Annotated in this window: 12 protein-coding genes; 3 read left to right on the forward strand and 9 right to left on the reverse strand. The window is 52.2% G+C overall.

Features of this window, described 5'->3' with window-relative positions; all coding sequences use genetic code 11:
* Positions 1-302 (reverse strand): transcriptional regulator NrdR (gene nrdR / locus B3W37_RS14875; RefSeq protein WP_483176263.1); only part of this gene is annotated, 302 nt, incomplete at its 3' end.
* A gap of 89 nt (positions 303-391) precedes the next feature.
* The gene (locus B3W37_RS14880; RefSeq protein ID WP_483168694.1) at positions 392-685 is read right to left on the reverse strand and encodes a YlmC/YmxH family sporulation protein; all 294 of its coding nucleotides are present in this window, start codon (positions 683-685) and stop codon (positions 392-394) included.
* A 248-nt stretch (positions 686-933) separates the two neighbouring features.
* Here B3W37_RS14880 and flgG point away from each other — a divergent pair, with 248 nt between their 5' ends.
* A complete protein-coding gene (gene flgG, locus B3W37_RS14885) occupies positions 934-1719 on the forward strand; it encodes a flagellar basal-body rod protein FlgG (RefSeq protein ID WP_483168696.1) in 786 nt (261 codons plus the stop codon).
* A gap of 18 nt (positions 1720-1737) precedes the next feature.
* Entirely contained in the window at positions 1738-2085 is a 348-nt protein-coding gene (locus B3W37_RS14890; protein ID WP_483168697.1) for a rod-binding protein, read from the forward strand.
* Between the two features lie 140 nt (positions 2086-2225).
* On the opposite strand, the gene B3W37_RS14895 is transcribed toward B3W37_RS14890, so the two are convergent.
* The 4 genes from B3W37_RS14895 to B3W37_RS14910 all read right to left on the reverse strand — a co-directional run bounded on the left by B3W37_RS14895 (position 2226) and on the right by B3W37_RS14910 (position 10201).
* The gene (locus B3W37_RS14895) at positions 2226-6197 is read right to left on the reverse strand and encodes an S-layer homology domain-containing protein (protein ID WP_483176264.1); all 3972 of its coding nucleotides are present in this window, start codon (positions 6195-6197) and stop codon (positions 2226-2228) included.
* Between the two features lie 26 nt (positions 6198-6223).
* Entirely contained in the window at positions 6224-7240 is a 1017-nt protein-coding gene (locus B3W37_RS14900; RefSeq protein WP_483176265.1) for an S-layer homology domain-containing protein, read from the reverse strand.
* Between the two features lie 125 nt (positions 7241-7365).
* The gene (locus tag B3W37_RS14905; protein WP_483176266.1) at positions 7366-7623 is read right to left on the reverse strand and encodes a DUF2442 domain-containing protein; all 258 of its coding nucleotides are present in this window, start codon (positions 7621-7623) and stop codon (positions 7366-7368) included.
* A 106-nt stretch (positions 7624-7729) separates the two neighbouring features.
* Complete coding sequence (locus tag B3W37_RS14910; RefSeq protein ID WP_483176267.1) at positions 7730-10201, reverse strand: LuxR C-terminal-related transcriptional regulator; 2472 nt, start codon at positions 10199-10201, stop codon at positions 7730-7732.
* A gap of 324 nt (positions 10202-10525) precedes the next feature.
* Between B3W37_RS14910 and B3W37_RS14915 the strand changes: the two genes are divergently transcribed.
* Positions 10526-11029, forward strand: coding sequence for a DUF4368 domain-containing protein (locus B3W37_RS14915; RefSeq protein WP_483169993.1), 504 nt, complete (start codon positions 10526-10528; stop codon positions 11027-11029).
* An 88-nt stretch (positions 11030-11117) separates the two neighbouring features.
* Here B3W37_RS14915 and B3W37_RS14920 read toward each other — a convergent pair whose 3' ends face one another.
* From B3W37_RS14920 to B3W37_RS14930, 3 genes are all read right to left on the reverse strand, one after another.
* Complete coding sequence (locus tag B3W37_RS14920; RefSeq protein WP_483169994.1) at positions 11118-12239, reverse strand: anti-sigma-I factor RsgI family protein; 1122 nt, start codon at positions 12237-12239, stop codon at positions 11118-11120.
* Positions 12232-12963: a sigma factor gene (locus tag B3W37_RS14925; protein WP_483169995.1), complete on the reverse strand. Its 732-nt coding sequence runs from the start codon at positions 12961-12963 to the stop codon at positions 12232-12234. The genes B3W37_RS14920 and B3W37_RS14925 overlap by 8 nt, the downstream gene beginning before the upstream one ends.
* A 156-nt stretch (positions 12964-13119) precedes the next feature.
* On the reverse strand, positions 13120-13725 hold a 606-nt coding region (locus B3W37_RS14930), incomplete at its 5' end, for a hypothetical protein (RefSeq protein ID WP_483176268.1).

Genomic DNA, 13725 nt, shown 5'->3' on the forward strand with positions numbered 1-13725 from the left:
CGTTCATATTCATCGCGCAATTCGCGCTCCAAACCGGCCACCAGGTTTTCAATATCCTCCATGCTGACCGGTCTCTTTTCACAGGCCCGGGTGATGCCGGCCAGCAGCTTATCACGGTTGAATTGCTCGCGGCTGCCGTCCTTTTTTACCACCACCAGAGGTCTCTCTTCGATTCTCTCATACGTTGTGAATCTGCGCTTGCAGGCGTTGCACTCCCGCCTCCGGCGTATGGAGGCGCCGTCGTCACTGGCCCGGGAATCCACCACCCGGCTCTCAAACTCCTGGCAATAGGGGCATCTCAAATTATCTTCCCCCTTAGGCCTTTCTAGTTCAGGTGCTGCCCTTATTATCGCCAAAAGGGGCCGATAATTCAACTTGATATTATTGAGGCTTAATAGCGATCGTCATCGATGCGATAATCGCGGCGCTGGTAGCCCTCAACCTCATTAGCCACGGGAACTTCCACCAGAATGACGTCCCGGCCGATGCGGATAATCTTATGCCAGGGCACAGTCACCTCTTCCCGGCGGGAGAAAATGTTGAAGCCCCGGCTGTGCCCGGGCATGACCAAACCCAGGACACGGCCGTTCTCCAAGTCTAAATCTATATCTATGATGTTGCCCAGTTTCTTCCCGTCTACTATATTGATTACATCTCGGGTTCGCAAGTCGGATATTTTTATCATGAATCACACCTCGAAAACTGTATGTGCTTTAATATATGAAAATAGAGGAAAAAAGTTGCTACATTAAGACCCTTTGGTGGACAAATTATCGTTAAAGTTTATGCAGCTGTTTTACGATATAGAAATGGAATAACTTTTTATTGCGTTGTGGGCTGGACTCGCCGAGGGGCCCACCTTGCACCGATCGACCGAGGTGCAATTCCTCAAGCTATGATCAAAAACGAATTATTCTAAGGAGGAAACCCGCTATGATGAGGTCCCTCTACACTGCCAGCACGGGCATGCATGCCCAGCAGCTCAATGTGGACACCCTGGCGCACAACATCGCCAACGTGAACACTACCGGATACAAGCGGCAACGGGTGGAGTTTCAGGATCTGCTCTACCAGACTATTAAACGCCCCACAGTAAGCGATGAACTGATCGAGCCGGTGGGGGTGTCTGTAGGCCTGGGGGTTCGACCGTCCGCCATCGATATCATGACCGGTCAGGGCAACCTGCAGCCCACGGGCAATCCCCTTGATGTAGCCATTTCCGGTGGTAATGCCTATTTCCGCGTTTACGGCCCTGGAGATCAAGAGCTCTATACCCGGGATGGCTCTTTCAAACTGGATGCGGAGGGCAATCTGGTGACCAGCGGCGGCAACCTGGTTGCGGGGGTGGATGCGCTGGAAGCGGGCGCCTATGATATCCTGGTTGAAAAGGACGGCCGGGTGACTTATAAGGTTTCAGGTTCGGATGAAATCCAGGAGGCCGGCCAGTTGGAACTGGTCACCTTCATGAACCCTTCCGGTCTGGAGAAATTAGGGGGCAATCTCTATCGGGCCACCGACACCGCCGGTGAAGCGGTGGACTGGGACCCCGAAGCGGACAGCACCATCACCCTGGAGTCCGGATACCTGGAGTCTTCCAATGTACAGATCGTGGAGGAGATGGTGGGTCTGATCACCGCTCAGCGCGCCTATGAAATTAACTCCAAGGTGGTTCAGTCGGTGGACGAAATGCTGCAGACCACTACCAATCTGCGCCGCTAAAGAGGAGGCTGATCCCGAATGAGTGCGGTTAACGCCATAGGCATCGGCAATCCCGTCAATATGTCCGGGGTTCAGGCCAGCCGCGAACAGCAGCAGGCCGGCAAGTTCAACCGGGTATTGCAGGAAGCCATGCAGAGTAAAGAGGATAAAAAATTACGCCAGGCCTGCGAGGAGCTGGAGAGCGTTTTTGTATACCGGTTGCTGTCAGCTATGCGGGCCAGCATCCCGCGCAGTGATTTCATCGCCCGCGGTATGGCCACCGAGACCTTTGAATCCATGTTGGACGAAGAATACGCCAAAACCATCAGCCGCCAGGGCTCACTGGGCCTGGCCGCTATCATCTACCAGCAGTTAAGCCGTCAATAACATACCGGAACACAAGTGTCACCCACAGGTACAATGACTGAACCGAGGGGATAACCGGTACGGGGCAACGAAAAAAGCAGGAAGCCAGTCACGATTTTTATGACTGGTTTTCTGCTTTTTACAGCTTACCTATTTTTAGCTTATATCCCCAGCAGATTATACAGTACTTGCGCCATTTCAGCGCGGGTGGTTGTGCCTGTCGGCGTGAGCTTGCCATTGCTGCCGGATACCGTTCCGGATTCGACCAACAGCTTCATCGCCTCCTTTGCCCAGGGATCAATCTGACCGGCATCGGTGAAGTCTGAGAGCGTCTTGCCGGGGTCACCCTGCGGGAGTTGAACGATGACTTTCAGCGCGTTATACAGTAGGGTGAACATCTCTTGACGAGTGATTTCTTTGCCCGGAGCATACATATTGTTTCCTACGCCTGCGGTTATGCCCAGCCGCTTTGCCGCCGCAAGGTAGCCGGTGTAATATGTGTTGCCCGCGTCAGAGAAGTTGTCGGTCGGGTTCGCGTCGGGAGCGATGCCATAGGCTCTCATCATCATGACGATGAATTCTCCGCGCGTGAGCTTGGCTTCGGGGCTGTATGTAGTGCCATCTCCTGTGCCGCCTGTGATTTCTCTCGCCGCGATGAAGAAAACAGCGTCAGCATACCACGCGCCGCTTGCAACGTCTTTGAAGTTTACCTTGTTATACGCCACAGCGTAATCGCTGAAATGGGTGGTGAAGAAGCTCACCGTTCCCGTCGCCGCATCGTAGCGTCCGTTGGGGATGGTGACTACGTTTCCACTGCCGTCGATGTACCACACGACGATGCTTTCGGGGTTAGCAAGCTCCGCCGCCGTGGGCGCATAGGGTATGCTCACAGTTACAGGCGCAACGGGATTGCTCCAATCGGTCTGCTTTCCATCGATGGACAGCGTGAGCGAGATGAGCGGCTTATCGCCGATTAAGGCTTTCACATGGTCTGATAGGGCGTTCTTGTCGCCCTGACCGATAGTGATGTCAGCTTTGCTTCCGCTGACTCCCGCCACGCCTGTAAGCATATTGGACGGGACGGTGACACTGCCCGTGTCGGTATTAAGTGTTAGTGTACCATGTTCGACCGCTGTTGATAAGTCGGGTACCGGTATGCCAAAAGTATAAGTGTCAACATCGGGAATAGAAGGGACCGTGACGACAGTTCTGTTTTGAGTGAGATTCTGCGAGCCCGCATCTATAAATGCGGTTCTAGTATCCTTGTTAACCGCGACAGGGATTGTCGTTGCAGCGTTATTTTCTGCTTTTACATCCGCATGATATGTCGGCGTTGCCGGGGTTAACGGACTGCTGCCACTGCCGCCACCCGAGGAAGCTGCGGTTATCGTAATTGTGAACTCCTTATCGAACACTCCGGCGCTGTTCTCAGCCCTGACAGTAAAGGTAAATGTAGCGGTAGAGTCAGGTGTACCGGAGATAAATCCGGTGACAGGGTCAAGGCTCAGCCCTCCAGGCAGGCTTCCATTCAACAGCGAGAAGGCGATGGGGCCTCCGCCTGTTGCTGTAACGGCGTGGCTGTAGGCTATACCTGCCTTGCCGTTCGGCAGACTTTCAGTGATGATGGCAGGCGGAGGGATCCTGACCCGGACGGTGTTGCCGGGACTTGCCGCATCGGTATAAACATAATAGCTGCCGTCAATGCCCGTATAATCTTCCTGAAGTACAGGTACGTCGCCGATCTTGATATAAGTCGTTGCCGTAATAATACCATCAACGGTAATCGCACTGCTTCTGATGGCATGCGCACCGATGCTTGCGGCGCCGCCGGTCGCTGTTACATTGCCTGAAACGCAGATCTCGCTTTTATCGTCTGCATATACGCCTTTGCCGTTGGATGCAACGGCCGTTACATCGCCTTCAACCTCGATAAAGCTGTCTGCGCAGGCATAGGCGGCAAACTGCACACCACGGACGCTTTCTGTATTGACGCTGCTGCTGTTATTGGCAAAAATGCCGATGCTTCCGGGGCCTGTTGCTGTTACGCTTGTAACGGTGACCGAAGACAAATCGGCCTTGACCCCGTATGTTTTGCCGGTGACATTGAATTCTCCGCCACCCTCCGCAGAAGTGTCCGCCAGATCAACGCTGCCGTGATTTTCCACGACCAGTCCGTTTCCTCCAGTCTCGTCATTAACCACATTCAAAGTATAGCCGTTCACGTCCAGGGTTATGATTTTGCTGTTAATAACAAGGCCGCCCTCATAATCAATATCCTGGAGCAGCCTGATGATATCTCCGCTGAACGCGGCGTCCAACGCCTCGTCCAGCGTGTTATGCTGATCTCCGCCGACGATTTCGCAGACATAGTCATCCGTCGGCCCCGGAGTCGTGACAGCTGTCGGGCCGTACTCAATGATCACGCCTTTCACCTTCAGGTACATGAAGGGATATCCCGCGCTGTCGGCGGCTCCCGTAAAGACCACCGTATAGGTCCCGTCTCCATTGTCGGTAAAGCCTGAGAGCAGGGAACTGGTGTCAAACCACTGGTGCTCGCCGTTTATGGTTACTTCAAAATACTCCGGACCGATGCCGGTCAGGGGGTCTCCCGCCTCATTCTGCACCGTCACGGTCAGGGTAACCTGTCTGCTGCCGTGTGCTCCCTGCGTCTGATTTGTGATTCCCGAATTTCCGTCATGAGGGATGTCCGCCAAAATGGGAATTTTGACCCAGGCCTTTTCTGCGCCGCTGCCTGTGTAGAGGTAATAGCCCGGGTTTGCGAGGTCAAGCTGGTAATCACTTTCCGATAAGTAAACGGGTTCGGTGGCGCTTCCGGCAATGACATAGAATACCTCTGCCGTCATCTGTCCGTTGACGGTCACCGTTCCGCCGTCATAAACATGTGCGCCTGTCTGGTCTGACTGGACATTGCCGCTGACTGTGACGCTGCTTCCGCTTCCGCCAGCGCAGACGCCGTTTGTTTCACCCTGCACGTCGTCCGTTATCACGATAGCCGCGGATGAACCGACGGCGAAGGCGCCCGTTCCTGTAGTCGCCGTGGCGCCGGATACCGTGGCCTCGCCGCGGACCACATACACACCGTTAGTAGTCCCGGTGACGTTGAATTCGCCATCCCCGCCCGGTGAAGTATCTGTCAGGTCAACGCTGCCCGTATCCACCCGCAGCCCTATACCTGCAGTATTGACCACATCAAGCGTATACCCGTTCAGGTCAAAGGTGATGTCTTTATTCACGATTTCAATACCGCCTGTGTAGTCGATGTCTTGCAGCAGCTTAATGGTCGCGCTTTCCCCATCCTGAACCGCGGCCAGCGCCAGATCCAGCGTAGCGTAGCCTGTACCGCCGATCTCGCAGACATCGCCACCCGACGGCGGGGTGGTGTTCTTAACCCGTACGGTGCTGCCGGAACTGGCTTGGTCGGTGTAAACGAAGTAGCCGCCTTCGGTTCCGGTGTGTTCTCCCTGGGCTTTGGATACAGCGCCGATCCTGATATACGTTGCGGCTGAAATTCCGCCGTCAACGGTGACGGTTCCCTGATCCGCCGCGGCCGCGCCGATACCGGCGCCTGCCGTGACACCACCGCCGATGTAAATGCTGCTGCCTGCGTCCTGGGCTGAAGCGCCCACCGTGACGCCCTGGACATTGCCGGATATCTCAATGTCTCCGCCGTCTAACGCGATGGCTCCGTAGCCGCCGGGTCCGGTAGCCGTAGCGTTGGTGACAGAGGCGGTGCCGTATAAGGCGACCACGCCGAAAGTGGAGCCGGTGACGTTAAATTCGCCGCCGCCCGGGGAAGTGTCAGTCAGGTCAACGATGCCGTCGTCGACCCGGAGTCCATATCCCGCGGTATTCACAAGATCCAGCGTATATCCGTTCACGTCAAAGGTGATGTCTTTATTCATGATTTCAATACCGTCTGTGTAGTCGATGTCTTGCAGCAGCTTAATGGTTTGTTCGTTTTGCACCGCGGCTAGCGCCAGATCCAGCGTAGCGTAGCCTTTACCGCCGATCTCGCAGACGTCGCCATCCCCCGCCCATGCGGTTGCGGGGGCGTAAACACCCACGAGACATACCGCCAGTAGGACGGACAGCAATTTTATCTTTAATCCCATATTAAAGATCTCTCCTTTCTGAAGGTTTAAATAGCGTCATAAGTCCGTACGCTCATAAGGAGCGCCGCTTCCCTTGTGGCCGTGCCGTAGCCGGAAGCCTCCTGTCCCGTAGTGGTCGCTTTCGGCATAAAGTAACCTTTGTCGTCGCCCTTGATAATGCCCAGCTTCGACATGTATTTCGTACTCTCCGCCGCCCAGGAGTCGATATCCTTTTGGTCGGGGAAGTCGGGCACGCCCGCGATGGAGTAATCCGCGCTCGGGGCGATGGCCTTGATCGTCCTGAACAGCATGGTGGCGCACTCCTGCCGGTTGATCAGTTTGTTTGGAGTAAAGGTGGTGGCTGATGTGCCCTGCGTGATGCCCAGCGCGAAGGCTTTCAATATCCGCGGGTTTGTCGTGTCGGTAAACGGATTGGGTGAAACCGGCGCGGGCGTTTTATCCGTGGTCTTTTCATAGAGCAAAAGCGCCAGCTCACAGAATTCCTCGCGGGTGATGGGCTGCGTCAGGTCTTTTCCAGCCAAGATATCGGGAATCAGCCCGTATTCCATCGCCTTTTGGAGTTCGGGGAGTGCCCAACTGCTGCCCTGTACGCCGACGGAAGCGGTGTTGGACCAGGCCGATTCGCCGGCAAAGCTGAAGGTTTCATCGTACAAGATAGCCTTTACCCGAAAGGAAACGAGAGTGCGTCCGTCCCAGGCGTAATCCTCCACCCAAAGCTGTTCAAATTGGAATACGCCTGTGCTCGTCTGGTAATAGTCGAGAAATTCGTCGCTGCTCACCTCATTGGCTTTGTACCACGGTCCATCGGCGCCAACCTTTTTTTCAATATACACATACCAGTTTTTCGTTGCATCGGACCGGGGCAGATTATCGATTTTAAAGGTGAGCAGCGCACTGCCGTGGGGACGGGTCTCATCGGGGTCGATGAGCGAAGCCTGCAGATCATACGGGGCAGTACCCGACGAAGCTGCAAGAGCTGCCGGCGGCAGAAGCGTAAGCAGTAATGCAAAGATAAGCAGAAGGTACTTTACTTTCTTAAACATGGAGAGTGCTCCTTTCAGGTTAAGAATGATGGCGTTCTTTCAGGGTGCGACAGTCACTCGGAACGGGTATTTTTTTGCGTTTCCGTCAGGTATTCTGTTTTTGTGATTCAAGCAGATATTCCGCATTATCCCCTTATGGTAAACAGGATAGTGTCTAACGTCAGACGCAGTGGTACTATGCTTTCGTCCGGAGCTGCGGGGTCAGACCAGCGGATGGCCTTCTCCTCCAATGTAATGTTCTTGAAACGGGCGAGATCATTCAGGCTTCGATATGGCAGGGACTTAAGCATTGGCTTCATGTTGAACAGTATCTTGTTGCCCTGCTCAAATTCGACGAGCAGGGTGTAATCGTCGCTGGGCGTGACATTCAATATTCTGCCCATTAAGTCTATGGCCTCCTTTCGCGCATAAAAAATCCCCATACTTAAATAAAGTATAGAGGGTTAATTTTTCGTATGTTATGTGCCGTTCGGCACATTTTATAAAAGCCTAAAGAAGTTTCAGTTCCCGCGCTTTTTTAATGGCAGCTGTCCTGCCGGAAGTCTCCAGCTTACGGTAAATATTTTCCAGATGATTCTTGACGGTACCCGTTGCCAAATGGAGCCTTAGAGCGATCTCATCCCGCTTCAAGCCCTCCGCCGTGAGGGTGAGGATTTCGATTTCCCGGCCAGACAGGGACACCGCGCTCTGGGTCGTGCGCTTCAAGCTCGCCATATACTGTTCGCAGGCATCATAAATTGCTTTGATATACATATCCCTTGAATCGGAATGATGAATGCTCCGCATCATGTCTATAATGGCGGGAGCGTATTCGGCGAAGGGAAGTATAATATGATCTTCCCGCGCCATCGCGATTGCTTCCATGAGCGACTCGCGGCCCGCGTCCATACCGTAAAGCCGATACTTGGCCGCCGCTTTTAGAATCTGATTGTGCAGAAAACCAAGCTGGTTATGAAAGACAGAAAAATAGCGGTTAAATTCCTCAGTGAGCATCTCAAGCTTTATGTAATTTTTTGAAAGCAGCACTGCCTTTCCGTATACGATATAGTTGAACGCCACACCCTGAAACATAAGCTGAGCCGAGGACATATCTCCCGTCTGCAGCCAGATGGGGATGCTGCTGTACCGGCCCAGACAGGCGTAAATGTAACCTTTTACAAGCTCCAGCGCGGTATTTAAATAGACGGTATTTTTAATGGCATGATCCTCCTGGAGCTGCTGAAGCACCTCCAGCGCTTCATTCGTCTTTCCCTGATAAATGTACAGACGCATTAGCGTCAGGCTTGCATCGATAACAAGGCTTACCTGATTCCTGCTCTGCGCTTTATAGATAGTTTTGAATGCGTTCAGTTCCGCAGCCTGCCAGTCGCCTGTTTCAAGTGCGTATTCCGCCGTCGTGAGGTAATCGTTGCCCGTGCAGCATCCGTTTGTAGCCTGTACAAAAGCGGGGAACTCCGCCGTCATGAAGTCCGCCGTCTCTTTCAGCTTCCCGGGCTCTTTATAATAAGTATACAGTTGATGGGGGGAAGCGAAGCCGACCACATTCTCCTGGCGGAATATGCAGGATGTTCCTCCGTCAAACAGCCGAAGCGCTTCCCTGATGCAGGCTGCCATCTGCACGACGTCGTTGAAAACTGAAACCGTACGGATTAGCGCCGCCTCCGCCAAAACCTGATTTTTGAACCGGGGATCAAGTCCTTCCATACCTTCATACGCAGCCTGGAGCTCGCTGAGGCGCGTCACACTGTCCCGCGTACCGTCCGGTCCGCCGACGACAATTCGCATGGTTATGTATTGCAGATATGCGAAAGGATACTTAAACAGTGTCTCGCGAGGAAGGGACGAGAACAGGTCAAACAAACCCTCATAATATGGGGAGCCGTATGTAATGTTGCTTGTATCGTTGAGGAGATCGAGAATGCGCTCGAAATCCCCGGCGCGGCAGAAATAAGCGTAGGCCTGCGCATTTGCGTGATGGGCAAAGAGCCACTGGCCCACCCGGCCGTAAAGATGCGTGAGTTCCAGGTTGTTTTTACATTTTATCCGCAGGAAATCAAGCAGCACGTTGTGTATCCTATATACGTCTGTGGCAGGGTCGTATGAGATAAAGGCATTTTCCCGACGCAGCTTTTTCAAAAACTCCTCTGCGCGCGGCTCTTCGGTCACAAATAGTGCCTCATCCGCCGTAAAAGCATCCATCACGGAAAGCCTCAGCAAGAAACGCCGGATATTCTCTTCGTTAGCGTTAAAAAGCACTTTTTCAACCAGCTCGTCAATCACGTCGCTCTTGCCGATCGGGATGCCCCGTACAATGCCAAGCAGCGTCAGGTAGACCATTGAAATCCAGCCGCCGGTGTATTCGCTGATCTTTCTGAACTCGGCGTTGTCAGGAGCGTATCCCATCAGGGCACAGAAGTCCCGTATTTCACCATCGGTGAAGCACAGCGTCTGCTGGGGGAGTATATTGCACAGCCCTTTGGCTGTGAGCTCTGAAATATCAAGGTTTGAAGTGTCGCGGGTAACAATGGCGATGTGCAGATTATCCGGTGGCTTTCTGGCGATCAGAGCCAGAAACGAACTGATCTGCGGGCCTTTTATCAGGTGAAAGTCATCGATCACCAGTACAGTGTCCTGCTCAAAGTCCAGTTCGTGCAGTATGGACAGGACATTTGCAGCCTGGGACGCATCGGCGGGAAAACCGAGATTCTTCAGCCTTGCGCTCGCTTCCGCATCCAGCCTGCCAATCTCCAATGATAACGAGTCCCAGAAGAAAGAAACGGTATCCTCGGACGATAGAAAAGAAAGCCATAGTACGGCGCTGCCTCTGCTTGACAGGAATTCCCGTACCGCTGTGGTCTTGCCGTAGCCGATAGGGGCTTCTATGACTGTCAGCGGATAGTCGAATATACTTTTCAGCGCACGGTTGACACGGCTGCGTTTGAGGATTTTGAGCTTTTTCACAGACACTCCTCCTTTCTGCGGGATTAATTGATTTTTCTCATTTTGTATCTATCGTCCGTCACGCAAAGTATCTTTATGTCGCCAGTATACACCAATTTATAGCATCCTTGAAGAAGCCTCCGAAAGCTTGCAAATACTGAAGATTATAGCGAGATAGTAATAGCTATCTTCGCCGGTTTGTGGATGTGTGTTGGCGAAGGGAGTTGAAAAAGCTAATAACCGCAGGAACCGCACAATGGTGAGGTTCGCGGCGTAGACGGTGAGAGGCAAATCTACTTCCTCGGGTTCGGGTGGATTAAGGACGAGGGCGGCGGAGGCGTCGGAATGATGGTCGGCAATCCAGACGACGAGCTTACCGGCAACAAGGTCGGTGTCATGACGCCTGAACTCCTGCGGCTCTTCATTGAGAGGATTGAGGTCGGGGAACACAGCGAAAAGTACTCTCATACGGCCGAGCAAGATATCCGTATTGCCTACCGGGACGTGGGGGTTATGGACAAGGTGGAGCCGGTGGAGATTGGCGAACAGGAATATGAAGAACTAACTGAGCAGGCGGAGAGCGGCAAACCGCATAAACAGCTCTCCCATAGGGGTATATTGGTCATAAAGTATCCCATGAACGCTAACAGGTGGGGACGGAGGCTTCTTACGCCTCCGTCCCCTGGTTACAACCCTGTTCCGTTATGTTTCGGCTTTTATCTGTCTTTCTTTTCACGTCCGGGCTGGGCAGTGTTTTTGAAGCTGGTCCAGTTCATTTTGGCCTTGTTTTCCAGCCAGGGCTCGCTAGGCCTGGCCGACATTATCTACCAGCAATTGACCCGCAACTAAGGTAGACCCTCGACAAAAGGAAGATCCTGTTGTTGGATTGATACGACAACAGGATCTTGGTTGCTTTGCCGGGGATCTCACATTGCGCTTATTTGTCCCGGTTTTCCAGTCCGGGATTGATCAGGCTGCGGTAATCGGACCAGTTGCGGAGCTTGGTTTTACTTTCCAGCCATTTCTTGGTAAAGCTGTTCTCATTCTTGGTTTTTTCACGGTTATACTTTTCAGTTGATCTATATTTGTCACTTTCACGGTCATACTTCTCACTGTTGCGGTTTTTATCCGTCGCGGGGTAATTCTTATCATTGGCCCGATCTTTGTCTGTCTCACGGTAACTCTTTTTATTGTCTCGGTCATTGTCCGTATTACGTTTATAATTTTCATCATTTTGTTTTTTTTCCGAATCACGGTCAGATTTTTCATTAGTTTTGTCTTTGTCCGTCTTCTGGTCTCTATTGCCCCGATTTACGCTATTGTCCAGCTCTAAATACCGTTGAAACACGGGAATAGCGACGGCATCCTTATTATCCTTGTAATTAGCGGTTTTATTCTTATTTATGTCATGACCCCAGGCATTTCCGGGCGGGGTTTTTTTAGCCTGGTCTAAGTCTTGGTCCTTTTTCGTAGCAGGCTTGTATTCGATCTGCAGCTTTTCTTCAACAGTCTCGCCTTTAACCTTAACTTTATCATGGACTTTTAGGGCTTGATTAACCGAGAGGTTGATTTTGGCCACCAGGTTTCGTTTATATTCGGCTTCCAATTCTTGACCGGCCTTTTTGCTGTGCACCGAAACCTGCAAGGTGCCGGTACCATTCTCAGGCATACTGTCTTTGGCGATGATCTCGCTGACCACAGCCGCAACCGCCTCTTGAGCCGGCCGTCCGTTTATATCCACCTGGGATACCACCTGGGCCGCTGCCTCACTCTCGGTCTTGACCGTGACCACCCGATCCCAGCGGTTGACACCCAGTTCGATGCCGGAGGAAATCGAGGCATAGGCAACCACATTGAAGAAATCGATGGCCCCAACCAGAATGAACAGCAATACTGCTGCCGCAACGCCGTAAGGAAGAGCCGGCAGCTGACGCTGGTAATAGTACTGGCCTGGATAAAGCGGTTGATTGGTCTTGATCTTCTGGTAGGCGCCATCGGGACGCATAATTATGGCCCATCCCCGGCCTGATTCAAGAACGATGCCCGCTTGCTTAGACACGGCTTTGCCCTCCTTTCCGGTCGTTTAAATAAGGCCTTAAACACTGAATATCATGAATAAGGATCAAAGTGCTGGCGATGATAAATTTTCGGTAACGGTCAATTATTTTTCGGTTGGCGTTGCAACGTCTTTCCAGCATTCGTATCGGTATCATCCTCTTTTCCTGCAAATACTCGCACATCTCCCTGTCTGAGGCAATCATGCCCGCAATCGAGACGGCCGCCTCCAGGGTTTTTTTCTGGCGGGGGCTGCCCCGCACCAGGTCCTGCAGTTCAATATCATATTGCTGCAATACCGTTATAAAGCGGTCCAGATCCTGTTTGCGCGCCAGGTCATCAAGAATCTGCCCGGCGGGATCCTGCTCCTGGCTCCCCCAGATTTGGTGATGCTCATTTTGAAAAGCGGAAAAAGGGGTAAAGTATCGCTTTTCCTCACTGCGCTTGTAATCGATAATGCGGTTGCGTATGACGTAGCCCAGATAGAGCAAGAGATTGCCCCGCTGGGGTTCGTATTTATCAAAGGCCTCGAGCATAGCCATCCTGGCGATGCTGGCTTCTTCATCACTGTTGTCGATGTAGCGTCCACAGGTACGGGCGCAAACCCGTAAGCAAAAAGGCATGATTTTATCGAAACTGTCTTCAATTGCAGCGTTGTTGCCCTGCTTGTATTGACGCCAGACCGATACGGTAATTTTCTCCAATTGTGACGGTTCAGCGTTGGACATGGTTTGTCCTCCTGGGAATTATCTAAGCTCAATGGTAGCATACCAGCGCTGAATCTTGATAAAAAAATACCACCCGGGGCAGGAATTACCCACCCCGGTGCTATTGATAATGCCAGTTTTACAAAGAGCCATTAATTGGGGATAAGCAGAATTTATCTACTCATCATCATCTTCATCATCATCTTCATCATCATCGTCATCATCATCGTCATCATCGTCGTCATCATCATCGGCTGCTGAACTGCTGATGATCTTAATGGTTGAGGCATCATTGTCAACATCATAGACCACCACTATCTCATATCCCAGATAATCTTCAAGGTCTTTTAGGCTCACAGACTTTTTGTTATAAAGGATGCGGGTATCGCCGGTGACATTGTAATCGTCTTCTTCTCCATCTTCGTTGAGAACCGTGATGACATAGCCATCATCTTCATCCTCCACCGCTTCCAGAGTGCCTTTGGCGGAGGCGATATCAAATTCCCCCAGTATCAGGTCGGTCAGGCGGGTCAGCAGAGTGGCGATTTCATCGCGTTTTACCACCCGCATGGGGCTGAACTTGCCATCGTTGTCACCAATCATGATGCGGTAGCGCTTCACTTTTTTAATGGAAGACTTACAGTCATAGGGGAACTGATTATCGTCCAGGAAGGAATCGTTCAGGTCTCTGTCCTGGTAGGCTTTCAAGGCCTTCTTTAGTGCGCTTATTTTTTGGGCCGCATCGCCTAGTTCATCCAGAATGTCTTCATCTACATCTTCGTC

Source organism: Syntrophomonas sp. UBA5494, from assembly GCF_002426325.1.